This window comes from Novosphingobium hassiacum (assembly GCF_014196055.1).
Classification (GTDB): Bacteria; Pseudomonadota; Alphaproteobacteria; order Sphingomonadales; family Sphingomonadaceae; genus Novosphingobium; species Novosphingobium hassiacum.
The window spans coordinates 272,872-294,314 of the sequence record NZ_JACICY010000005.1 but is presented as its reverse complement, the minus strand read 5'-3'; the positions used below and the strand labels follow the sequence as shown (position 1 = coordinate 294,314).

Below are 21,443 nucleotides of genomic sequence, written 5' to 3'. Positions count from 1 at the left end.
CAAACGATGGGTGAACTTCACAGGTTCTACACCGACGACGTTACTCCGCCGAACCGGGCGCGCTACTGGAACGAGCTTGCTGACCGCGTTTTTGCGGGCACGTTCATCAATGTACCGGGCGACGATTTCACCGGGCGGATGTTGACGTGGCGCGTCGGCGAGCTCGATATGATCCGCGCCGATTCCACCCGATCTGCGGTCGGGCGCACCCCGATCGCGCATGACAACGAACGCCTGATCCTGCATCTGCAATGTCGGGGCACAAGCGTGCACAAACAGCGCAACAACGAATGCTCGCTCGAGCCGGGCGACTTCGTTATCGCCAGCCCCCATCTGCCCTATTCGATGAATCTGACCGGGCACGAAATGCTCGTGGTCGAATTCCCGCGCGCGCCACTGGTCGAACGCTTTCCCGGCGTGGACGATGCCTTGCTGCAGCGCATGTGCGGAGCGACGCCAGGTGGCCGCGTGTTCCATGATTTCCTGCTCTCGCTTTGGCAGCAGGGCGAGCGTGCGTCCGAAGACAGTGAATGGGAAACCGGGGTCAACACCGTGTTCTACGACCTTGCAGCATTGGCAATGCGCGGCGCACAAAGACCGACAGCTGAAGTCGGCGAAGCGGATTTGCGTCGGCGGGTGCTCGCCATGATTTCGGCAGACCTCGAAGACCCTGCCTTGCGCACGGCGTCGATTGCGGATGCCTGCAACATATCGGTCCGCACCGTCCAGAACGTGTTCGCTGCTATCGGTACTACGCCCACTGCGCATATCCTTGAACAGCGGCTGCGGCGCGCTGCAGACCGGCTCGTCGCGCGGCCCGACGCCAGCATCACCGAGATCGCGTTCGAGCTCGGCTTCAACGACAGCGCCTATTTTACGCGATGCTTCCGCCAGCAGTTCGGTGCCGCGCCGCGTGACTGGCGGATGGGGCGTGGGCCGAAATTTGCGCACGAGTCCTGATTGCATTGCGCGCCAGTGCAAGCGCGGCGGTAGCGGCGCAGGTAGGGTGTACCAACAATAGCGGACCGCCAATCAATGGTCCGACGACGACAAGTGTAAAACAGGGAGAGGAAGACCATGAAATTTGCATCGGTTTCCGTTGCAGCAATGGCCGTGGCAATTACCATGCCGGCCTACGCACAAGACGCAGCAGCGCCTACGGGCGGGATCGCTGAGATCGTCGTCACCGCACAGAAGCGGGCTGAAAACGTCCAGGACGTTCCTATCGCAATCTCCGCGTTCAGCGCGGATTCGCTGCAGGAACGCGCGGTCAGCAGCGTCGCGTCACTGTCCAACATTTCGCCGAACGTGACGCTTGACGCGGGCACGCCATTCTCAGGCTCGAGCGCGGTGCTCTCGGCCTATATCCGCGGCATTGGTGCCAACGACTTTGCCTTCAACATCGATCCGGGCGTCGGCGTGTACCTCGATGGCGTGTATCTCGCCCGCTCGGTCGGCGCGAACCAGGATCTGCCTGACGTTGAGCGTATCGAAGTTCTCAAAGGGCCGCAGGGTACGCTGTTCGGGCGCAACACCATCGGCGGCGCGATCTCGATCGTCACGCACGATCCGGGCGACGAATTCCGCTTCAAGGGTGACGTTACGACTGGTCGCTTCGGCCTGCTCCAGACGCGCGGCACTGCAGATATTCCTCTGACCGACGGACTTGCTGCATCGGTCAGCTTCGCGACTAAGAACCGCGGCGGCTACGTCAAGCGCATCCCGTTCCCAGGCGCGTCGAACTTCGATTCGACCCCGATCACCAACTACAAAGCCGCCGGTTATGACAACATCGGTTACGGCACCGAGGGTGGCGATGACTCGTGGAACCTGCGCGGCAAGCTGCGCTATGACAATAGCTCGAACTTCCGTGTAACGCTCTCGGGCGATTACATGAAAGTGGATCAGTCACAGCTTGCCAACCGCCTGATCCGCACGACGCCTGCCGTCTTTGCAGGTACGTACAATTGCGCGATCCAGGGCATCGTTTCCGACGCCTGCGGAGGCGGCCCGCCTTCGTTCGCCTACATCGGCGGTATCGGCGGCCTGAATTCGATCTTCGACAACCCGACCGTGTTTGGTGTGAACGTCGATGCCAATCCGAACAACAATCGCCTGCCTTACGACGATCGCTTCGTCACCAAGGACATCGACACCAGCTACGCCAACGGCAACAACTACTCGAAGCTGACATCCTACGGCGGTTCGGGCACGATCGAATTCGACCTGTCGGATACGATGATGATCAAGTCGATCACCGCCTATCGTGAACTCCACTGGAATGTGGGCATGGACATTGACGGCTCGCCGCTCAACTTCCTGCACACCAGCTTCACCATGAACCAGTACCAGTTCAGCCAGGAACTCCAGCTGAACGGCTCAGCGCTCGACAAGAAGCTTAACTACGTTCTGGGCGCATACTTCTTCAAGGAAGCCGGCGACCTTCACGACTACGTGACCTTCGCCGAGGGCCTGCTGCAGGTCGACGGTCCCAACGACCTCTCGACCAAGAACTATGCGTTCTTCGGCCAGATTGATTACAAGCCGACCGAGCAGTTCGGCATCACCATTGGTGGCCGCTATACTAAGGAAAACAAGGAGTTCGAAGGCTTTCAGTCGGATGCCAACGGCCTGACCTACAAGATCTTGAACCAGGTCGGCGTGCCGCCCTGCGCCTCGATCAACCCGATCTCGGACGCATGCCGCCTCGCCGCCGGTTTCCCAATGCGGGTCAGCCACTGCGCTACTATATCGCCGGTACGCAGAAGAAGGTGTTTAGCAACTTCTCGCCCAAGGTCGGCATTCAGTATCATCCGGCAGACGACGTGATGCTCTATGCCAGCTGGTCGAAGGGCTACAAGACGGGGGGCTGGACCACGCGTCTGTCGAACCCGCTGCCCACCGCGCCGGACTTCGACGAGGAAAAGGCGACGACCTGGGAAGTGGGCATCAAGTCGACACTGCTCGACCGCCGCCTGCAGATCAACGCGGCTGCCTTCACCACCGACTACAAGGGTATCCAGCTCAACTTCCAGCAGGGCGTTTCACCGACCATCCAGAACGCGGGTAACGCCAAGATCAAGGGCTTCGAAGTCGAAGTCGTTGCTGCTCCGACCGATGGTTTCCTGATCAACGCTTCGGTCGGCTATACCGACGCCTACTACACTTCGGTGCTGGCAGGCGCGCAGGTAGCGCCCAATCCGTTCCAGGCGGGCGTCATTCCGGGTGCCGATCTGCCCAAGACGCCCAAGTGGAAGTTCAACATCAGCCCGCGCTATGAAGTTGCGTTGGGTGATGATGCCAAGGTCGTGATCCTGGCCGACTACACCCACACCTCATCGCTGTGGAACGATACCGAGCGGGCATTCCTGCTGCAGCGTGCGGCAACCGACATCGTCAATGGCAGCATTGCCTACAAGTCGGGCAATCACTGGGATCTGACCGTCGGCATGACCAACATCACCGACGAGCGTTATCTCGTCACCGGGCAAGCCCAGATTGCGGGTGGACAGTTCTACGGCACCTACAGCCGCCCACGTGAATGGTACGCACGTCTCGGCGTCGAATTCTAAGGACGCACGGCTCGCAAGCGCGGCTGCCCCCGTCAGCCCCGCTTGCGAGCAAATTTGACTGGAGAATGCAAATGCCTGATGCTGCGCACACGGAATTCTGGCGGGATATCAAGCCGGTCGAGAAAGTCTTCCGCGAAGGCGGGCTTCCCGAAATTTATCTCTCGAAGATCGCCGAAGGTGACGAGCGGTACTGGGTGCCGATCTCCGAGACCGTGTTTTCAAAGCCCGTATGGATCAGCCCGTCCAAGAATATGTGGGCCGATGTGCTGATGAGCAAGTCGGCTGGGCTGGTGAACCGTCACTACCACCCGCACCCGATCTGGGCCTACACGATCAGCGGCAAGTGGGCCTATCTCGAGCACGAATGGACCGCGACTGCGGGCGATTTCGTCTATGAGACGCCGGGCGAAAGCCACACGCTGGTTTGCTATGAACACGAGGACCCGATGAAGGTGTTTTTCGTCGTCTCCGGCCCGCTGATGTGGCTCGACGATGAGGGAAACACCACCGGCCACTTCGACGTGTTCGACTACATCAAAGGCGCGCGCGAGCACTACGACCGGGTCGGCATCGGCGCGGACTATGTCGACACCTTGATCCGCTGAGAGGACGTTTCCGATGACGACCGTAATGACCGCTCCGCCATCGAACAAAGCCGAGATCGTCGATGTTCCGTTTGCCCACAAGGAACTGGTCGCGCGGCTTAGCCCCGGCGGGCGTTACATCGATGCGCAGACCGATGTGGACAGTCCATGGGTGCCGTTTGGCGATAATGCCGCGATCAAGCATCTCGCCTTCGACGTGCGGCAGGGGCTGTTCTCGAACATCCTGTGGGTCAAGGGTCCCGGCGTGATCGGGACGCACTTCCATCGCGGCACGATCACCATGGTCTGCCTCGAAGGCAGCGTCCGCTATCTGGAATATGATTGGGTCGCAACGCCGGGCGGCTTGATCCTCGAAACCCCGGGCGAAAGCCACACGCTGGTTACCGACCATCCGGAAGGCTGCAAACTGTTCGGGTGGATGCAAGGCCCGATCGAGTTTTACGACGAGCATGCAAATCTGGTCGATACGACCGACGTCTGGTGGTTCATCAACCACTACGAAACGCACTGCCGCCAGGCGGGCATCCCGATCAACCCCAAGCTCTACATCTGAGGCACCCATGGCCAGCTCAATGAAGGCGCCGCCCTCGGGCGCGTACAAGATCGTCGACGTGCCGGAACTTTACGGCAACCTGATCAAGTCCAAAGGCGTCGAAGGCTCTTACGTCGGATCGGACGAAGCGGAGAGTCCGTGGGTTCCGTTCGGTGACAATGCGGCGATCCGGCACCTCGCGTTCGACGTCCGCGAAAATGTCTACGTCAACATTCTGTGGATCAAGGGACCCGGTGTTATCGGCACCCACAAGCATCGCGGCAAGGTCTGGGCCGTCGGGCTCGAAGGCTCTTTCCGCTATCTCGAATACGACTGGGTCTGTCGTGCGGGGGACTTCATCACCGAGACGCCGGGCACTGCGCACACGCTCGTCACCGATGATCCCAACGGCATGAAGGCATTGTTCCACATGCAGGGCGCCAACGAGTTCTTCGACGAGAACGGCAACCATGTCGAGACGCTCGACGTGTGGTGGTTCATGAACCACTACGAAAGCTACTGCGCCGAACACGGCATCGCGATCAACCCCGCGCTCTACTTGTAGCGGCGGCGGCGGCTGCCTGTGGACAGGACCCCGGTTCCCCGCCTGTCGGGCAAGCCCGTCGGAACGTACTTGCGCAACATCTGGTACGTTGCCGGATGGGCGGATGAACTTGGGGAAACGCCGCAGCAACGCACGTTTCTTGAAGAACCCGTCGCGCTGTTCCGGGATGGTGAGGGCCACCCCAATGCTGTAGCCGGTCGCTGCCCGCACCGCTTCGCGCCGCTCGGGCACGGCTGCGTCATCGACGGCGCTTTGTCCTGCCCTTATCACGGATTGCGCTTCGATGGTGCGGGGGCCTGTGTGCACAATCCCCATCCGGGCGGGCAATTGCCCGACGCCCGGTTGCAGGTCTATCCGCTCGTCGAACGGCACGCATTGCTATGGATATGGATGGGCGATCCGGCACAGGCTGATACGACCGCGATCCCGGACTTTTCGTGGCTGTCAGATCCCAGATGGGAGGCGGTCCGGGGCGCCACTTTGGCAGAGGGGCACTACGAACTCTACAGCGACAACATTCTCGATCTCAGCCACGCGAATTTCGTCCACCCTGCGCTCGTCGCCAGCGCCTTCACGCAAGGCGAGCGCAAGTTCTGGCAGGACGGCGAGAACGTCTTTGCCGAATACGTGCAGCGTGACGATCACCTGTCAGTCGGCATCTCGGCCGTGATGGGGACCGAGGGCCGCCGCCAGGATTTCTACGGTCGAGTGAAGTGGCATGCGCCCGCTGTGCTCTACTTCGATTTCCGGGCAGGCGATCCAGGCACGCCTCATGACGCCTGTACGTTGCTCCCGTCGCTCCACGCCTTCACCCCCGAGACGCCAGACACCACCCACTACTTCTGGGCGACCGCGCGCGACTACAAGCTGGGCGATGCCGAGTTTACGGCTGGCATGCGCGCGGCGCTCGAATTCGCGTTTGAGCACGAAGACATGCCTCTGATCCGCGACAGCCACCGCCTGATGCGCGGCGAGGACTTCTGGGCACTGCGCCCCTTGGTCCTTGGTGGTGATGGCGGCGGGGTACGCGCCCGCCGGATGCTGCAGCGTATGATCGAGCGTGAGAACTTGGGAACAGCACAGTGAGAGGAAGCCGATGAGCACGCTCGACAAATTCGACATCAGGGGCCGCAGCGCCTTCGTGACCGGCGCAGCGTCGGGTATCGGTCTTGCCTATGCGGAGGCCATGGCCGAGGCGGGCGCCCAGGTGACCCTGTCCGACATCGACGAAGCCGGAGCGACGCGAGAGGCCGAGCGCCTGCAGGGGGAGGGCCACACCGTCCGCGCCGCCAAGCTCGATGTCAGTGATTGGGACCAGGTCGCCGCTGCATTTGACGATCACGACGCGGCTTATGGAGGCCTCGACATCTGCTTTGCCAATGCCGGGATCGATACCGGCGCAGGTTTCTGGAATCCGGCCGGGCACCGCAATCCCGACGGCCAGGTCGACACTTACGACCACAAGCGCTGGGACCGCTCAATCCAGATCAACCTCAACGGCGTGTTCTACACCGTCAGCAATGCGGTGCGGATCATGAAGAAGGCGGGCCGCACCAACGGTCGCACGGGCGGATCGATCATCACCACCGCGTCGAATGCCGGTCTCGTGACCGAACCGATCGTCGGCCTGCCCTACATGCCCGCAAAGGCCGGTGTGCTGCACATGGTCCGTGCCCTGGGGCTGGAACTTGCTGAATTCCGCATTCGCATCAATGCCATCGCGCCCGGACCGTTCGTGACCAACATCGGCGGGGGCTGGCTCAAGAAAGACCCCGTCGCGCGCAAGGCCTGGGATGCGATCGTGCCGCTGGGACAAGTGGCCGAGACTGACCAGCTCAAGCCGCTAGCGCTGCTCCTGGCGTCGGACGCTTCCGATTACATGACCGGCAGCCATTGCGTGATCGATGGCGGCATGATGCTCGGCAAGTTCAACTAGGGATACAGCTGATGCGCGCAGCGGTAATGCAGGGGCTACACCGGCCACTCGCCCTCGAAACGGTTTCCGACCCCACTCCCGGCGAGGGCGACGTCGTGGTAAAGGTCGGGCGCTGCGGCATCTGCGGCTCCGACCTGCACATGACCGAGGACGCTGCCTACGGACAGGGTACGGGCTCGATCCTCGGTCACGAATTCGCGGGCGAGATCGTGGCGCTGGGCAAGGGCGTCGAAGGCCTGGCGAACGGCGACCTCGTCTCGGTCATACCGCTTAAGAGCTGCGGTCACTGCCATGCCTGCCGGACAGGCGCAGTGCAGTGGTGCGAACACTTCGGCCTGCAGGGCGGGGGCTATGCCGAGTACGCGCTGACCCGACCCAACCAGTGCATACGCCTGCCCGCCAGCGCAAGCCTTGCCGATGGTGCGATCGTCGAGCCGCTCGCAGTCGCACTGCATGGAGTGGCCCTGAGCCAGTTGCGCATCGGCGACAAGGTGCTCGTCCTTGGCGCAGGACCGATCGGCCTTGCGGTCGCGTTCTGGGCAAGGCGGTTCGGCGCGGGTCGCGTGGTCGTGCAGGATCTCGCCGAATGGCAGCGCGAACGTGCCACGCAGATGGGCGCACACGATTTCGTGGTCGATCCGGAAAACCCGGTCAGCGGGGCCGAACGTGGGCTCGGCGCCAAGGCCGACATCGTCTTTGAATGCGTCGGCGTACCCGGCCTGATCGCGCAAGCCGTCGAACAGGTGCGCAATGATGGCACCATCGTGCTGCTCGGGCTGTGCACGCGGCCTGACACGTTCAACAGCTTCGCAATGCTATCCAAGCAGGTGAAGCTGATCACATCGGCGTTCTTCACGCGGCAGGAATACGAGGCGGCGCTCGACGCGCTCGATCGCGGAGCGGTCGAGCCGCGACTGCTCGTGACCGACACGATTTCGCTGGCTGCTACGCCTGACGTGTTCGAAAGCCTGAGGCGGCGGTCAAGCCAGTGCAAGGTGCTGATCGATCCGGCAGCCTGATCGCCCGGATCAGGTGCTTTCGCGGACGATCAGTTCCGGCGCCATCACAGTCGACGGCGCGTCCTCACCGGCCATACGCCGGCACAGGGTGTCGACCATCGCACGGGCACCCGCAGCGAAGTCCTGCCGTACCGTTGTAAGCTGGGGGACCGTACGGGTTGCCAGCGGAAGATCGTCGAACCCCGTGACCGCAATCTTGCCTGGGACGGCGTGCCCGCGCTCGTGCAGCAGACGCATGGTCGTCATCGCGATCGTATCCGAAGCGCAGACGATACCGTCCACATCATTATCCAGCCGATCCAGCTGATCAGCAATCTGCGCCGCCATCTCATCGCTAGCCAAGGGCGTGGGGAAGGCTGTCAACGGCACATCGGCCGCATCGGCTACGGCCCGCGCACCAGCCAGACGGTCAGCGATTTCCGGTCCTTGGGTATCACCCAGAAACGCCAGACTGCGCGACCCCCGGGCAATCAGGTGCCCGGCGACCAGTCGGCCGCCAGCATGGTTGTCGGTGCCGACGGTACATTGGTCGAGCCCGTCACGTTTGCTCCCCCAGATCACCAGCGGATCGTATTGCTGTGCCACGCGCTCGATCGCGTTCGTCTGGTTCGACTGACCGATGACCAACGCACCGTCGAGCATACCGGAGTCCACGATCCGCTCGAGCCACTCCTCGTCGCCGGGGTCGACGCGCGAGAGCATCAGATCATAACCGATCTCGGTAAGTTCGTCGGCCAGATAGCCGAACAGGGTCATGAAGAACGGGTCCGAGATGTGCTGTCGGCGCTCGTGCCCCAGCGGAATCACGACGCCGATCACGCCGGTCTTCTGCGTGCGCAGACGGCGCGCCATCTGATTGGGGCGAAAACTGTGCTCACGGGCTAGTGCCTGGATGCGCTCGCGGGTTTCCTTGTTGACGAGGGTCTTGTTGGCCAGCGCACGCGAGACGGTGCCCGCCGAAACGCCAGCCATGCGCGCAAGTTCGGCTATGTTCCTGATCTTCTCCGGTGCCTTGCCCTCGTTCATCGGATTATTGGTTCCTGATCAGTACATTAACCATGTGACGCCCCAACTGCCGGACTGCCAATCGGTTTCCGGTTCCTGCGGAATTGTTGCGCAAATGTTGCGGCCAAGTGCTCGTCGGGTGGGATGAATGCGCGGCTATTCGGCCAGCAGTCATGAAATGCGCATGTCATCCGGGTAGGGCAGATCGGCCAAGGGCGTTGCACACGCGCGCGACTTCATACAACGACTGAGCTGTTCATGCTGATGTAAGCCGGGAAGTCCGAACCTATGACTGCCAGACGCGTTACCGATGAAACGCCGAATACAAGCGTGCAAACACCTTGGTGGCGAGGGGCCGCGATCTACCAGATATACCCCCGCAGCTTCAGCGATTCGAACGGTGATGGCATCGGCGATCTGCCCGGGATCACGGCGCGGTTGGACCACGTTGCGCGGCTCGGCGTCGATGCGATCTGGATTTCGCCATTCTTCAAGTCGCCGATGAAGGATTTTGGCTACGACGTTGCGGACTACTGCGATGTCGATCCCATCTTCGGCACGCTTGCCGATTTCGATGCGCTTGTTGCCCGCGCACACGAACTCGGCCTCAAGGTCACGATCGATCAGGTATTTGCCCACACATCGGATCAGCATGCGTGGTTCATCGAGAGCAGGCAGGACCGCACGAACCCGAAGGCGGACTGGTATGTCTGGGAAGACCCGAAGGCCGATGGTTCTCCGCCATCGAACTGGCAGTCGGTATTCGGTGGTCCGGCATGGACCTGGGACGCGCGGCGATGTCAGTACTATCTGCACAATTTCCTGCCGAGCCAGCCACAAGTCAACGCCCATAACCCGCAGGTGCAGGCCGCGCTGCTGGCCGCGATGAAGTTCTGGCTGGATCGCGGGGTGGACGGGTTTCGGCTCGATGCGCTCAATTTCCTGATGCACGACCCGGACCTGCGCGACAATCCGCCTGCGCCCGACGATGGACGCCGCAAGACCCGGCCATTCGACTTCCAGCTCAAGCTGTACAATCAGTCGCATCCCGACATCCTCCCGTTTATCGAGCGCGTGCGCGGGTTGTGCGACGGGTATGGCGCCATCTTCACCGTTGCCGAAGTGGGTGGCGACATTGCGGAAGAGGAAATGAAGGCGTTCACCGCCGGGGAGAGCCACCTCAACAGCGCCTATGGTTTCGACTTCCTCTACGCCGAGAAACTGACACCGCAGTTCGTTGCGCAGGCCGCAGCCAAATGGCCCGATGAACCCGGAATGGGCTGGCCTAGCTGGGCGTTCGAAAACCACGACGCCCCGCGCGCGGTCTCGCGCTGGTGCACGCCGGATGAGCGCGAAGCGTTTGCCCGTGCCAAGGCCGTGCTGTTCGCGACGCTTCGTGGCAACATCATCATATATCAGGGCGAAGAGCTGGGGCTGTCGCAGGTCGATATTCCGTTCGAGCAGTTGCAGGATCCAGAAGCCATCGCCAACTGGCCGTTGACGCTTTCGCGCGACGGGGCACGTACGCCGATGCCGTGGGAGGCGCAGGCGGGTGAGGGTGGCTTCACCACAAGCGCACCCTGGCTGCCGCTGGGGGAGGACAACCTCGCGCGGGCGGTCGACCGGCAGGAGGCCGATCCTACATCGCAGCTCAATCTGACCCGACACTTGCTGAGCCTGCGCCGCGATCATCCGGCGCTTCGTGTGGGAACATTTGCCGTCATGAAGGCCGATGAAAGCGTGCTGGTCGTGCGACGCGAGCATCGAGGCCATTCGATCGTCGGCGTGTTCAACCTGTCCGCTGCACCGGCGGTCTGGCCCGCCGAGCATGCGAGGAGCGGCAGCTTACTCGTTTCGGTCAACGACGCCACGCCGGGTGATCTCCCGGCGTTTGGCGCACTGCTGATCGTGGAAAGCGCGATCTGAAGCGGATTGACGGATCAAACGATTGCTCTCGGCGATGGTGCGTTGCACACACGTCGCGAGCTTGCGTTTCCTCGCATACTTATGCGCCGTGCAAGAATGGCGGATCGGGTCTAGTCAGCGCCACGAGGCGACCGGCTGCGCTTTGATCGAGTGCCGTTCGTCAAGGGAGAATTGCGTCGATGATCCAGACCAGCTGTTCCGCGTTGCTGCTTTTCGGCGCGACCGGTGATCTTGCGCGCCGCATGCTCCTGCCATCGCTCTACGCGTTGCACGAGGACGAACTGATCCGCCCCGACTTGCGCATCGTCGGCACCGCGCGTTCCGAGCATGATGACGCGGAATTCCGCGAGATGGCGCGCGCCGCGCTCGCCGAGTTTCTGCCAGAGGACCGGCGCGACGAGGCCAAGTTGGCATCGTTCCTCGATCGGCTTGAATATCAGACGCTCGATGCGTCGAACATCGACGGCTTCGACGATCTGGCGAAAAAACTGGGCGATACCTCGTGCGGGCTGTCGATCTTCCTGTCGACCGCGCCATTCCTGTTCGAGCCGACCATTGAGGGCTTGCGCAGTGCCGGACTGACCCACGGGAATGTACGGATCGGCCTCGAAAAGCCGCTTGGCAATGACCTCGCATCGTCGACCAGGATCAACGACGCTGTGGCAGCGGCGTTCAGTGAGGAACAGATCTTCCGCATCGACCATTATCTTGGCAAGGAGACGGTCCAGAACCTGATGGCGCTGCGTTTTGCCAACATGATGTTCGAGCCGTTGTGGAACGCAGGCGGTATCGACCATGTGCAGATCACGGTCAGCGAAACGGTCGGGCTGGAAGGGCGCAAGGGTTTCTACGACGATACCGGCGCGCTACGCGACATGGTCCAGAATCACATGCTCCAGCTGCTCGCACTGACCGCGATGGAACCGCCGGTCAGCCTCGATGCCACTTCGATCCGCGATGAAAAGGTCAAGGTTCTGCGCGCCCTGCGTCCCGCCAAGGCCGAAGAAATGGTGCGCGGCCAGTACCGAACCGGCGCGGTCAAGGGCGCTTCGGTTGCTGGATATCTGGATGATCTGGGCGAAGCTTCGTACACTGAGACGTTCGTTGCGATCAAGGCGCACGTCGACAACTGGCGCTGGACGGGGGTGCCATTCTATCTGCGTACGGGGAAGCGGCTGGCTGAACGCCGCAGCGAAATCGTCGTCGAATTCAAGCCGGTGCCGCACAACATCTTCGCCGATCGCGGCGGCCGCATCCGCGCCAACCGCCTCGTCATCCGCCTCCAGCCCGAGGAATACGTGCGCCTGCAGGTCATGGCCAAGGAACCAGGACTTGACCGGGGCGGCATCGTCCTGCGTGAGGTGAACCTCGACCTGTCGCTGACCACAGCCTTTGCCAAGGCGCGTCGGCGGATCGCATACGAACGCCTGTTGCTCGACCTGATCGAGGGCGAGCAGACGCTGTTCGTGCGCCGTGACGAGGTCGAAGCGCAGTGGCGCTGGGTCGACGGCATCCGCAAGCTGTGGGCCGAACTCGACGTCGAGGCCAAGCCCTATGCCGCCGGAAGCTGGGGTCCGAACGCCGGGATCGCACTGACCGAGCGTGACGGACGGAGCTGGAATGACTGACCTTCCGCCAACCGAGATCAAGTGGGCCAAGCCAGGCGATGCGGCTGCGGTTGCCGATCATATCGCCCGTGTGATCGGTGCGCCGGGATCGAAGCGGATCGCCTTCACCGGTGGTTCCACACCGCTCAAGGTACTGGCATTGCTGAAGGACCGGGCACTCGACTGGGGCAGCGTGACGATCGCGCTGACCGATGATCGCTGCGTGCCGGACGACCATCCGGCGAGCAACTTCGGCAAGCTTTACGCAGCCCTCGGACACTCGGGCGCTACGTTCGAGCGGCTTGAAGAAGGCGCTGGCGTGGCCCCATTCGACCTCGTTTGGCTTGGCATGGGCGAGGATGGGCACGTCGCCTCGCTGTTTCCGCACATGCATGCCGTGGTGCGGCCCGGCCCTGCGGTCATCGCGACCACGCCCATCCCGCTTCCGCCCGAAGCGCCCTTCGATCGGCTTACCCTCAACCGCAAGGCACTGAATGCCACGAAGGAGATCATCCTCGTCGTGACCGGCGCTTCAAAGAAGGCGCTGATCGAGCGCGCGCTTGGTGGCGATGACAGGCTCCCCGTCGCAGATTTCCTGCGCGGCTGCGGCCCGCCCGTGACTATTTACTGGAGCGAATGATGACCATCAATTCCACCGTAGAACGCGTCACGCTGCGGATCATCGAACGCTCGCGCGCCACGCGCGCGGCCTATCTCGACCTTATCGAGCGTTCGCGGGACAACGGGCTCAACCGTCCGCAACTATCGTGCGGTAACCTGGCACACGGCTTTGCCGCATCGGGCGACGACAAACCGCTGATAAAGTCGGGCCGGGCGATGAATATCGGCATCGTCACTGCCTACAACGATATGCTTTCGGCCCATCAGCCCTATGGTCGCTACCCCGAGCAGATCAAGATCTTCGCCCGCGAAGTCGGCGCCACGGCGCAAGTTGCAGGCGGCGTGCCTGCGATGTGCGATGGCGTGACGCAAGGGCAGGACTCGATGGAGCTCTCGCTGTTCAGCCGCGATGTGATCGCGATGGCGGCGACCGTGGGCCTTAGCCATGCGATGTTCGAAGGCGCGCTGCTGCTGGGTATCTGCGACAAGATCGTACCCGGATTGCTGATCGGATCGCTTCGCTTCGGCCATCTGCCCACGATCCTCGTCCCCGCAGGCCCCATGCCGACCGGCATTGCCAACAAGGAAAAGGTTCGCGTCCGCCAGCTTTACGCCGAAGGTAAGGTCGGGCGCGACGAATTGCTCGAAAGCGAAAGCGCCAGCTATCATTCGGCGGGTACATGCACGTTCTATGGCACCGCCAATTCAAACCAGATGATGATGGAGATGATGGGCCTGCATATGCCCGGCTCCAGCTTCGTCCAGCCCGGCACCAAGCTACGGCAGGAACTGACCCGCGCGGCTACGCACCGGATCGCGCAAATCGGGTGGGACGGCGACGACTACCGGCCGCTCGGCAAATGCGTGGACGAGAAGGCCATCGTCAACGCCATCGTCGGGTTGCTGGCGACCGGCGGTTCGACCAATCACGTGATCCACCTGCCCGCCATCGCGCGTGCTGCCGGTATCCAGATCGACTGGGATGACATGGACGACCTGTCGCGCGTCGTTCCGCTGATCGCCAGTGTTTACCCCAATGGCGCGGGCGACGTGAACGCCTTTGCGGCAGCCGGGGGCATGCCTTACGTGATCCGTGAATTGATCGGTTCGGGATTGGCTCATGCAGACATCCGCACCGTCTACGGCGCTTCGTTGGCCGAAGGAGCGCAGGAGCCGGAGATGGACGGCGATGCGCTGCGCTGGAAGGCGGCTCCCGTCACATCGGCTGACGACAGGATGCTCCGACCCGTTGCTGCGCCGTTCCAGCCCGAGGGTGGGTTCCGCCTGCTGAAGGGCAATCTCGGGCGAAGCACGATCAAAATCAGTGCCGTCGATCCTTCGCACTGGACGATCGAAGCACCGTGCCGGGTCTTCTCGGATCAGAACGATGTATTGCGCGCGTTCAAGGCGGGCGAACTTGAGCGCGATGTGATTGTCGTAGTGCGGTTCCAGGGACCCGGCGCTAACGGGATGCCCGAACTGCATAAGCTGACCCCGCCGCTCGGCGTGCTGCAGGATCGCGGATTCAAGGTCGCTCTGGTGACCGACGGGCGCATGTCGGGTGCTTCGGGCAAAGTCCCGGCAGCGATCCACGTGTCGCCCGAAGCCAAGCACGGTGGCCCGCTAGCCAGGCTGCGCGATGGCGATGTGGTGCGGGTTTGCGCGGACTCCGGTATGCTGGAGGCGCTGGTTCCTGCCGATGAATGGGATGCGCGTGCGGATGCAGAAGCCCCGATAGATACGCAAGGTGTGGGCCGCGAACTGTTCGCGCTGATGCGGCTCCATTCCGATCCGGCCGAGCGTGGTGGATCGGCGATGCTGGCAGCAGCCGGGCTCTGATCCGACGGTGCAAGGGGTGGAAAACATGCAAGTCGTTGCGGTCGATATCGGCGGAACCCACGCGCGCTTCGCCATCGCCGAGGTTGCCGCTGGCAGGTGCGTGTCGCTGGGTGAGGCCGTCACGCTCAAGACTGCGGATCACGGCTCGCTTCAACTGGCGTGGGAAGCGTTCGCGCAAGGGATGGGTGCGCCTCTGCCCAAGGCAGCGGCCATCGCGGTGGCAGGCCCGGTCGGTGCCGAAACGATCAAGTTCACCAACAATCCCTGGGTCATCCGCCCGGCCACGCTTCCCCGGTTGCTCGGGGTGGACGAATACATCGTGGTCAACGATTTTGCCGCAGTGGCGCATGCTGTCGCGCAGGCAGACCCCCACTATTTCCAGCATTTGAGTGGCCCTGATGAGCCACTTCCTGCCGCCGGCACGATCAGCGTGATCGGTCCGGGCACCGGTTTAGGCGTGGCTCAATTGTGGTGCGCTGACGCAGGCTACCGCGTGCAGCCGACCGAAGGTGGACACATGGACTTCGCCCCGCTCGACGCCATCGAGGACGCGATTCTCTCGGGTTTGCGCGCACGCCACCGCCGCGTGTCGGTCGAGCGCGTCGTTGCAGGGCCCGGCATCGTCGCCATCCATCACGCGCTCGCGTTGATCGAAGGGCGCCCCTACACGCCAGTAAGCGATCGTGAACTGTGGGAACTTGGCACTTCGGGCCAGGACAGCCTTGCCGCCGCCGCAGTCGATCGCTTCTGCCTGTCACTTGGCAGTGTTGCGGGTGATCTGGCTCTGGCGCACGGTGCCACGGGCGTGGTGATGGCAGGTGGCCTTGGCCTGCGGATCAAGGACACCCTCATACAGTCAGGGTTCGCCGATCGGTTCCGCGCCAAGGGGCGATTCGAGGCGCTGATGGCCGCCATACCGGTCAAGTTGATCACCCATCCGCAGCCCGGCCTGTTCGGCGCCGCTGCAGCGTTCGCGCAAGCTCACGTAGCGTGATCCCCCGGGAAATTAAGTGAACGCTTAATTTTTGTTGTGTATTCGGCTGCGCACCTCCTTATGGCAAGGAACAAAGCCGCCAGAGTGCTTGGAAGGGGTGTTATCCGATGGAATATGAAACCATTCTCGTCGATCATGTCGGCGATGTTCTGAAGATCACGCTCAATCGGCCGGACCGGCTAAATGCTTGCCCGCCGCGTATGGCGGTGGAGATTGCCGACGCACTACGTGATCAAGGCGGTGCCCGTGCAATCTTGATGACTGGCAGTGGCCGTGCATTCTGCTCCGGCGCGGATCTCTCGGCAGATGGGGCCAGTTCGATCGCGACGGGTAAAGGCGCCTATGGTGCACTGACGCAGGCGTACAATCCTGTGATGATGGCGCTCTCACGCGCACCGGTGCCAGTAGTGTCGGCGGTCAATGGGCCAGCAGCCGGCATCGGGTGCTCACTCGCGCTTGCCTCCGACTTCGTGTTTGCCAGTCGCAGCGCCTACTTTTTGCAGGCCTTTGTCAATATCGGTCTGGTGCCCGATGGCGGAGCTTCGTGGATGCTCACGCGGCTGATTGGCAAGGCGCGCGCCACGCAGATGATGATGCTCGGCGAGAAGATCGGTGCCGAGCAGGCCGAGAACTGGGGCCTGATCTACAAGGCAGTGGATGACGCTGTCTTGCAGGATGAGGCGCTTGCTTTGGCGACCCGTCTTGCCGCCGGGCCGACTGTCGCGCTTGGCATCATGCGCCAAAATCTGGTCAAAGCACTCGAGTCGGATTACGCCAGCGCGCTGCTGACCGAGGCAGAAGGGCAACTGATCGCGGGCGACAGCGGCGACGCGCTCGAAGGGGCCACCTCTTTCCTCGAAAAGCGCAAGCCAGCGTTCACAGGCAAGTAAGGCCTTGAATTAAGAGTGGTCTGTCACGACTTCGCGAGGAATGACAGACCACACCATCTGGACCATTGGGTACGAACAGTCGTCGGTTCCGGGCGTCATGGCAGCTTTGCGCAAGGCCGGCGTCGAGGTTCTGGCCGATGTCCGCGCCCTGCCGCTGTCGCGCCGTCCGGGCTTTTCCAAGACGGCGCTTGGCGCCAATGCGCGTGAAGCGGGCATCGAATACGTTCACTTCAAAGCTCTCGGTACACCTGCCGAAGGACGTGCAGCGGCAAGGCGCAACGATCACGCCACGCTCGAACGGATCTACGAAGGCCAGCTTGAATTGCCCGAGGCGCTTGCTGCGGGCGCCAAGCTGGCGGACCTTGCCACTCGTCGCAAGGTAGCCCTGCTGTGCTACGAGCGTGAGGCCCATGGGTGCCACCGCACATTGCTGCGGCAGGCAATGCTACCTGATTTCGCCGTCGTCGATCTTGTACCCGAGGATACCTGACTCAGGCGCGCACCAGTTCCTCATCGAGAAACGCCGCAACGTCGGCGAGATCGACATTCTTGGCGAGGAACGTCTCTCCGATGCCGCGCATCAGCAGGAAAGGCAGCATCCCGGCATCCATCTTCTTGTCGTGGAGCATGTGATCGGCAAGCCGCCGTCCGTCGCAGCCTAGCCCCAGCGCTGGCAGTGATGCGGGCAGGCCGACCGAAGCGATGTGCGCCGAAACGCGTCCCGCGTCCTGACCGCTCATCAATCCTTGCCGTGCCGAGAAACGCGCCGCTAAGACCATGCCCAGCGCAACGCCTTCACCGTGCAAGAGTCGATCGCCGAAGCCGGTCTCAGCTTCCAGCGCGTGTCCGAACGTGTGGCCAAGGTTGAGCAACGCGCGAACGCCCGCAGTTTCCTTTTCGTCGGCCGCCACGATCCGCGCCTTGGCCGCAACGCTGTGGGCGATGGCGTATTCGCGCGCGGCGTGATTGCCAGCGAGCAACTTGGCACCGTTAGCTTCACACCACTGGAAGAAGGGCGCATCGTCGATCAGCCCGTACTTCACGACCTCGGCGTAGCCCGCGCGGACATCGCGCAAGGGCAGGGTGTCGAGCGCCAGCGGATCTGCCAGAACCAGCACTGGCTGGTGGAACGCTCCGACCAGGTTCTTGCCAGCAGGCGTGTTGATGGCGGTCTTCCCGCCCACGCTGGAATCGACTTGTGCCAGCAACGTGGTTGGGATCTGTATGAACCCGCAACCTCGCTTGAGGATCGCTGCGGCGAACCCGGTAAGATCACCGATCACCCCGCCGCCAAGCGCGACGATGCAGTCCTTGCGCTCGACTTCGCGCTCGAGCAGCCAGTCGCTGACCCGCGCAAGCTGCTCCCAGCTCTTGGTACTTTCGCCCGCCGGAAGGACGAGCCAGTCGCTGGCAACGCCGACCCTGTCGAACGAAGCGGTGACGGCCTCGCGCCAATGTCCTGCAACGTTCTCATCGGTGATCACCACCGCACGGTCCTTGCGCAGGAACGGTCGGCAATGCTCGCCAGCCTGTGCCAGCAAACCGGCCTCGATCCTGACCTCGTAAGGTGCGCCTGCGATGGCGACCGGAATTACAGCCATTGATCGACCGCCTTGAGTATCTTGCTTGCCGTCACCTGGTGGGGCTGGGCATTGCTGCTGATGTGGATGTGCGCCTGTGCGTAGAACGGCTCGCGCTCGGTCCTGAGCCGGGTGAGAATTTCACGCGGGTCTCCGGTCTTGAGCAAGGGACGGTTGTCCTTGCGCCCGACGCGTTCGATCAGCGTGGTAATGTCGCTGTCGAGCCAGACGGCAATGCCCTTCTCGAGGATCAGGGCCCGCGTCGCATCGTCGACAAAGGCACCGCCGCCGGTTGAAAGGACCTTGCGATCGACGTGCCGACCTGCGCCGATCAGGCGCGCGATCACCCGCCGCTCGCCAGCGCGAAAGTAGGGCTCGCCATATGTCGCGAAGATTTCGGGGATGGGCATGTGCGCGGCCCGTTCGATCTCTTCGTCCGCATCGCTGAAAGGCATGTGGAGCATATGCGCAAGCTTGCGGCCGACTGTCGTCTTGCCAACGCCCATCATGCCGACCAGCACCAATGGACGATCGATCCGCCGCGCGATGCGGGCGATTTCGGACGAGCTGAGAAGGGCTGCGTCAAGTTCCATTGCCGCGCCGCCTATAGTTGCGCTAGTGCCGGTTGCAAGTATCGCCTGAAGTAACAGTTTTGCCTAGGCGCTGGCCCGGGCCTGCGACCGGATGCGGGTAATGAAGAAGTTTGTCGTGGTCGGCGCGTTGGCGCTTGCTGCAATCGTGGTGTTGGCATGGACAATGGGTGGGGCGCAACCGATGCGATGGATCGAGCAACCGGTAAGCGCTGGAACCGCGACCGGCGGGGTCACGCCGCAATGACGCGGCGGATCGCGTGGCTGGGCGGAGCGTCGCTGCTGGTCGGGATATCGGGCACGCTGCTCGCACAGGAGTCATTGTTGCCGCCGGGCTTCGATAGCCCTCCCGCGCAATCCCGGCCCGCTCCTGCGCGCTCGCCGTCACCGACGCAGGGAAGAAGCGCCACACCAGCACCAGCGCCGTCAGCTGCACGCCCGGCTGCGGCCGTTGCCGGAGCCGCTCCGTCAGCCGCGCCCAGTGCGACCTCGATCCCGGTTGTGCAGGCACTGCCGGCCGGTGCGTCCCCTGCGGCGTCCATCAGCCCCGATGGAAGCGATCAGGCCCTGCTTGATTCGCTTGACCCCGCTCTGCTTGAAAAGCTGATCCAGTCGGCCCGGCCAAAATTCGACATTCCCCCGTCCGCGCAACGCAGCCTCGACATCGTCGGAGTTGTCGATGAGCGCGAGGGCGGTTTTCCGGCGGCTTCGACGCACTATCTCAACGGCCCGTTCGTCGAAGGCGTGATCGGCAAGATGAGCGGTCGCTTCGTTTCGCGCTGGGGCCACATGCTGGCCCGCCGCGCAATGGCGAGCAGGCTGGCGACGCCCGTCGGCATGTCTGGAGCAGACTGGGCCGCGATCCGTGCGCAGCTGCTGCTGCGTATGGGCGAGGCCGATGTTGCCCGTGCGATGGTCCAGTCGGTGGACAGCGGGCATTTCACACGCAGCCTCGAAGATGCAGCGATGGCAAGCTTCCTCGCGACCGCCGATCCTGTCGGTCTGTGTCCGATCACGGCGCTGACGGCAGCGGGTCGTCCCGGGTGGGACTGGGACCTTAGCCGAGCGATATGTTCCGCGTTTACCGACGAAGGCTCGCCGGCGATGTCGCAGCTTGACCGAGCTTTGCGGCGCGGCACCGGCTCGAAGATCGACATCCTGCTCGCGCAGAAGTTCGCGGGAGCCGCCACAAATGCGCGGCGCGCGGTCAAGATCGAATGGAACGACGTCAATACGCTGACGCCGTGGAGCATCGGCATGGCCTTCGCCACTGGCCTCGAACCGCCCGAAACGCTTCGATCGAAGGCGGGGGCAGCGTACGCGTTGCTGGCAGCGCGAGCGCCCATGCTGCCGCTCACTTCGCGTGCAGCCGCTGCCGAGACCGCAGCGGCGCGTGGGGTGCTTTCCGGTCAGGCCATGGTTGATCTCTACAGCCAGCTCTATTCCTGGCGTGATACCAATGGTGGTGAGGGCGAGGCGGACGAATGGACCGGCCGAGCCGAAACGCTCCGTGCAGCGTACGTCTCGAAAGAACAGGCCGACAGATTCGAAGCGATCCGCAAATTGTGGGGCGATGGCAGCGATCCGGATCGCGCTTACTCCGGGCTGGTCCTCACGTCCTATGCGTCGGCGCGGCTCGTGCCGTCGCAGGGCCTTTCCGATAGCGCCGCCTCGCTGATCGCGTCGATGCTTACGGCAGGACTCGATCGCAACGCGCTGAAATGGGCGCCGTATCTTCCGGTTGGTAGCGAGGGATGGGGCCTTGTGGTTCTTGCCAACCCTGCCCGGGCCACGCAGGTCGGCAACGAAGGCCTCAACGCCTTTGCCGATGACGATGATTCGGAGGGCTCATTGCGGTCTCGCTTCCTGTTGGCGGGGCTGATGGGGCTTGAGCGCGTAGATGCCGCGGCAGCGCGGGACTTCGCAGGCAAGCTTGAGGTCGATCTTGCGCGCCAGACGCGATGGACCCGCGCGATCGACGCTGCCGCCGCGTCGGATAACCAGTCGCTCGTTGCACTTCTGGCAGCATTCGGGATGCAGGGCGATCGCTGGGACCGGATGACCCCGTTGCACCTCTACCATATCGTATCGGCGCTGCACCGCGTCGGCCTCGACGGTGAAGCGCGGATGATTGCGGCCGAAGCGGTCGCGCGCGTCTGAAC

The 21,443-nt window shown here is 62.9% G+C and carries 21 protein-coding genes; 18 read left to right on the top strand and 3 right to left on the bottom strand.

Features of this window, described 5'->3' with window-relative positions:
* Nucleotides 1-6: 6 nt before the first annotated feature.
* From GGQ88_RS12450 to GGQ88_RS12415, 9 genes are all read left to right on the top strand, one after another.
* On the top strand, nucleotides 7-960 hold the full coding sequence (locus GGQ88_RS12450) for a helix-turn-helix domain-containing protein (protein WP_183613671.1): 954 nt from the start codon (nucleotides 7-9) through the stop codon (nucleotides 958-960).
* A gap of 117 nt (nucleotides 961-1,077) precedes the next feature.
* Nucleotides 1,078-2,829 (top strand): TonB-dependent receptor, encoded by a 1,752-nt coding sequence (locus GGQ88_RS12445; RefSeq protein ID WP_343057195.1) that lies wholly within the window; start codon nucleotides 1,078-1,080, stop codon nucleotides 2,827-2,829.
* Nucleotides 2,772-3,572 carry a TonB-dependent receptor gene (locus GGQ88_RS21660; RefSeq protein ID WP_343057194.1) on the top strand — a complete coding sequence of 267 codons (801 nt, stop codon included), beginning with the start codon at nucleotides 2,772-2,774 and terminating at the stop codon, nucleotides 3,570-3,572. Before GGQ88_RS12445 ends, GGQ88_RS21660 begins: the two co-directional genes overlap by 58 nt.
* 71 nt (nucleotides 3,573-3,643) lie before the next feature.
* Complete coding sequence (locus GGQ88_RS12440) at nucleotides 3,644-4,177, top strand: 2,4'-dihydroxyacetophenone dioxygenase family protein (protein ID WP_183613669.1); 534 nt, start codon at nucleotides 3,644-3,646, stop codon at nucleotides 4,175-4,177.
* 13 nt (nucleotides 4,178-4,190) lie between these two features.
* Complete coding sequence (locus tag GGQ88_RS12435) at nucleotides 4,191-4,730, top strand: 2,4'-dihydroxyacetophenone dioxygenase family protein (protein WP_183613667.1); 540 nt, start codon at nucleotides 4,191-4,193, stop codon at nucleotides 4,728-4,730.
* Nucleotides 4,731-4,749: 19 nt separating this feature from the next.
* Nucleotides 4,750-5,274 carry a 2,4'-dihydroxyacetophenone dioxygenase family protein gene (locus GGQ88_RS12430; protein ID WP_246385887.1) on the top strand — a complete coding sequence of 175 codons (525 nt, stop codon included), beginning with the start codon at nucleotides 4,750-4,752 and terminating at the stop codon, nucleotides 5,272-5,274.
* 18 nt (nucleotides 5,275-5,292) lie between these two features.
* Entirely contained in the window at nucleotides 5,293-6,360 is a 1,068-nt protein-coding gene (locus GGQ88_RS12425) for an aromatic ring-hydroxylating oxygenase subunit alpha (protein ID WP_183613663.1), read from the top strand.
* Nucleotides 6,361-6,370: 10 nt separating this feature from the next.
* Nucleotides 6,371-7,210, top strand: a complete 840-nt coding sequence (locus GGQ88_RS12420) for an SDR family NAD(P)-dependent oxidoreductase (RefSeq protein ID WP_183613661.1) — start codon at nucleotides 6,371-6,373, stop codon at nucleotides 7,208-7,210.
* 11 nt (nucleotides 7,211-7,221) lie between these two features.
* Nucleotides 7,222-8,229, top strand: coding sequence for a zinc-binding dehydrogenase (locus GGQ88_RS12415; protein WP_183613659.1), 1,008 nt, complete (start codon nucleotides 7,222-7,224; stop codon nucleotides 8,227-8,229).
* A gap of 9 nt (nucleotides 8,230-8,238) precedes the next feature.
* On the opposite strand, the gene GGQ88_RS12410 is transcribed toward GGQ88_RS12415, so the two are convergent.
* Nucleotides 8,239-9,255 (bottom strand): LacI family DNA-binding transcriptional regulator, encoded by a 1,017-nt coding sequence (locus tag GGQ88_RS12410; protein WP_183613656.1) that lies wholly within the window; start codon nucleotides 9,253-9,255, stop codon nucleotides 8,239-8,241.
* A 267-nt stretch (nucleotides 9,256-9,522) separates the two neighbouring features.
* On the opposite strand from GGQ88_RS12410, the gene GGQ88_RS12405 reads away from it, so the two are divergent.
* From GGQ88_RS12405 to GGQ88_RS12375, 7 genes are all read left to right on the top strand, one after another.
* Nucleotides 9,523-11,160 (top strand): alpha-amylase family glycosyl hydrolase, encoded by a 1,638-nt coding sequence (locus GGQ88_RS12405; protein WP_183613654.1) that lies wholly within the window; start codon nucleotides 9,523-9,525, stop codon nucleotides 11,158-11,160.
* Between the two features lie 179 nt (nucleotides 11,161-11,339).
* Entirely contained in the window at nucleotides 11,340-12,788 is a 1,449-nt protein-coding gene (gene zwf, locus GGQ88_RS12400) for a glucose-6-phosphate dehydrogenase (protein WP_183613652.1), read from the top strand.
* Nucleotides 12,781-13,407, top strand: coding sequence for a 6-phosphogluconolactonase (locus GGQ88_RS12395; protein WP_183613650.1), 627 nt, complete (start codon nucleotides 12,781-12,783; stop codon nucleotides 13,405-13,407). Before zwf ends, GGQ88_RS12395 begins: the two co-directional genes overlap by 8 nt.
* The gene (edd, locus tag GGQ88_RS12390; protein ID WP_183613648.1) at nucleotides 13,407-15,227 is read left to right on the top strand and encodes a phosphogluconate dehydratase; all 1,821 of its coding nucleotides are present in this window, start codon (nucleotides 13,407-13,409) and stop codon (nucleotides 15,225-15,227) included. Before GGQ88_RS12395 ends, edd begins: the two co-directional genes overlap by 1 nt.
* 25 nt (nucleotides 15,228-15,252) lie before the next feature.
* Complete coding sequence (locus GGQ88_RS12385) at nucleotides 15,253-16,221, top strand: glucokinase (protein ID WP_183613755.1); 969 nt, start codon at nucleotides 15,253-15,255, stop codon at nucleotides 16,219-16,221.
* Between the two features lie 107 nt (nucleotides 16,222-16,328).
* The gene (locus GGQ88_RS12380; protein WP_183613646.1) at nucleotides 16,329-17,111 is read left to right on the top strand and encodes an enoyl-CoA hydratase-related protein; all 783 of its coding nucleotides are present in this window, start codon (nucleotides 16,329-16,331) and stop codon (nucleotides 17,109-17,111) included.
* Between the two features lie 40 nt (nucleotides 17,112-17,151).
* The gene (locus tag GGQ88_RS12375) at nucleotides 17,152-17,601 is read left to right on the top strand and encodes a DUF488 domain-containing protein (protein WP_183613644.1); all 450 of its coding nucleotides are present in this window, start codon (nucleotides 17,152-17,154) and stop codon (nucleotides 17,599-17,601) included.
* Nucleotide 17,602: 1 nt separating this feature from the next.
* On the opposite strand, the gene aroB is transcribed toward GGQ88_RS12375, so the two are convergent.
* Both aroB and GGQ88_RS12365 read right to left on the bottom strand, forming a co-directional pair.
* Nucleotides 17,603-18,712 (bottom strand): 3-dehydroquinate synthase, encoded by a 1,110-nt coding sequence (gene aroB / locus GGQ88_RS12370; protein ID WP_183613642.1) that lies wholly within the window; start codon nucleotides 18,710-18,712, stop codon nucleotides 17,603-17,605.
* Nucleotides 18,703-19,284 carry a shikimate kinase gene (locus tag GGQ88_RS12365; protein ID WP_183613640.1) on the bottom strand — a complete coding sequence of 194 codons (582 nt, stop codon included), beginning with the start codon at nucleotides 19,282-19,284 and terminating at the stop codon, nucleotides 18,703-18,705. The genes aroB and GGQ88_RS12365 overlap by 10 nt, the downstream gene beginning before the upstream one ends.
* A 100-nt stretch (nucleotides 19,285-19,384) precedes the next feature.
* Here GGQ88_RS12365 and GGQ88_RS12360 point away from each other — a divergent pair, with 100 nt between their 5' ends.
* Together GGQ88_RS12360 and GGQ88_RS12355 are read left to right on the top strand one after the other, a co-directional pair.
* Complete coding sequence (locus GGQ88_RS12360) at nucleotides 19,385-19,528, top strand: hypothetical protein (RefSeq protein ID WP_183613767.1); 144 nt, start codon at nucleotides 19,385-19,387, stop codon at nucleotides 19,526-19,528.
* Entirely contained in the window at nucleotides 19,525-21,441 is a 1,917-nt protein-coding gene (locus GGQ88_RS12355) for a hypothetical protein (RefSeq protein WP_183613638.1), read from the top strand. The genes GGQ88_RS12360 and GGQ88_RS12355 overlap by 4 nt, the downstream gene beginning before the upstream one ends.
* The last annotated feature ends 2 nt before the right edge of the window (nucleotides 21,442-21,443 follow it).

Bases quoted from the DNA above. Each gene is read 5' to 3' on its own strand.
- GGQ88_RS12410 (WP_183613656.1), bottom strand. From the start codon at position 9,255: ATGAACGAGGGCAAGGCACCGGAGAAGATCAGGAACATAGCCGAACTT.
- GGQ88_RS12385 (WP_183613755.1), top strand. From the start codon at position 15,253: ATGCAAGTCGTTGCGGTCGATATCGGCGGAACCCACGCGCGCTTCGCC.
- GGQ88_RS12360 (WP_183613767.1), top strand. From the start codon at position 19,385: ATGAAGAAGTTTGTCGTGGTCGGCGCGTTGGCGCTTGCTGCAATCGTG.
- GGQ88_RS12440 (WP_183613669.1), top strand. From the start codon at position 3,644: ATGCCTGATGCTGCGCACACGGAATTCTGGCGGGATATCAAGCCGGTC.
- GGQ88_RS12415 (WP_183613659.1), top strand. From the start codon at position 7,222: ATGCGCGCAGCGGTAATGCAGGGGCTACACCGGCCACTCGCCCTCGAA.
- aroB (WP_183613642.1), bottom strand. From the start codon at position 18,712: ATGGCTGTAATTCCGGTCGCCATCGCAGGCGCACCTTACGAGGTCAGG.
- GGQ88_RS12380 (WP_183613646.1), top strand. From the start codon at position 16,329: ATGGAATATGAAACCATTCTCGTCGATCATGTCGGCGATGTTCTGAAG.
- GGQ88_RS12445 (WP_343057195.1), top strand. From the start codon at position 1,078: ATGAAATTTGCATCGGTTTCCGTTGCAGCAATGGCCGTGGCAATTACC.
- zwf (WP_183613652.1), top strand. From the start codon at position 11,340: ATGATCCAGACCAGCTGTTCCGCGTTGCTGCTTTTCGGCGCGACCGGT.
- GGQ88_RS12375 (WP_183613644.1), top strand. From the start codon at position 17,152: ATGACAGACCACACCATCTGGACCATTGGGTACGAACAGTCGTCGGTT.
- GGQ88_RS12365 (WP_183613640.1), bottom strand. From the start codon at position 19,284: ATGGAACTTGACGCAGCCCTTCTCAGCTCGTCCGAAATCGCCCGCATC.
- GGQ88_RS12435 (WP_183613667.1), top strand. From the start codon at position 4,191: ATGACGACCGTAATGACCGCTCCGCCATCGAACAAAGCCGAGATCGTC.
- GGQ88_RS12420 (WP_183613661.1), top strand. From the start codon at position 6,371: ATGAGCACGCTCGACAAATTCGACATCAGGGGCCGCAGCGCCTTCGTG.
- GGQ88_RS12405 (WP_183613654.1), top strand. From the start codon at position 9,523: ATGACTGCCAGACGCGTTACCGATGAAACGCCGAATACAAGCGTGCAA.
- GGQ88_RS12450 (WP_183613671.1), top strand. From the start codon at position 7: ATGGGTGAACTTCACAGGTTCTACACCGACGACGTTACTCCGCCGAAC.
- GGQ88_RS12395 (WP_183613650.1), top strand. From the start codon at position 12,781: ATGACTGACCTTCCGCCAACCGAGATCAAGTGGGCCAAGCCAGGCGAT.
- GGQ88_RS12430 (WP_246385887.1), top strand. From the start codon at position 4,750: ATGAAGGCGCCGCCCTCGGGCGCGTACAAGATCGTCGACGTGCCGGAA.
- edd (WP_183613648.1), top strand. From the start codon at position 13,407: ATGACCATCAATTCCACCGTAGAACGCGTCACGCTGCGGATCATCGAA.
- GGQ88_RS12355 (WP_183613638.1), top strand. From the start codon at position 19,525: ATGACGCGGCGGATCGCGTGGCTGGGCGGAGCGTCGCTGCTGGTCGGG.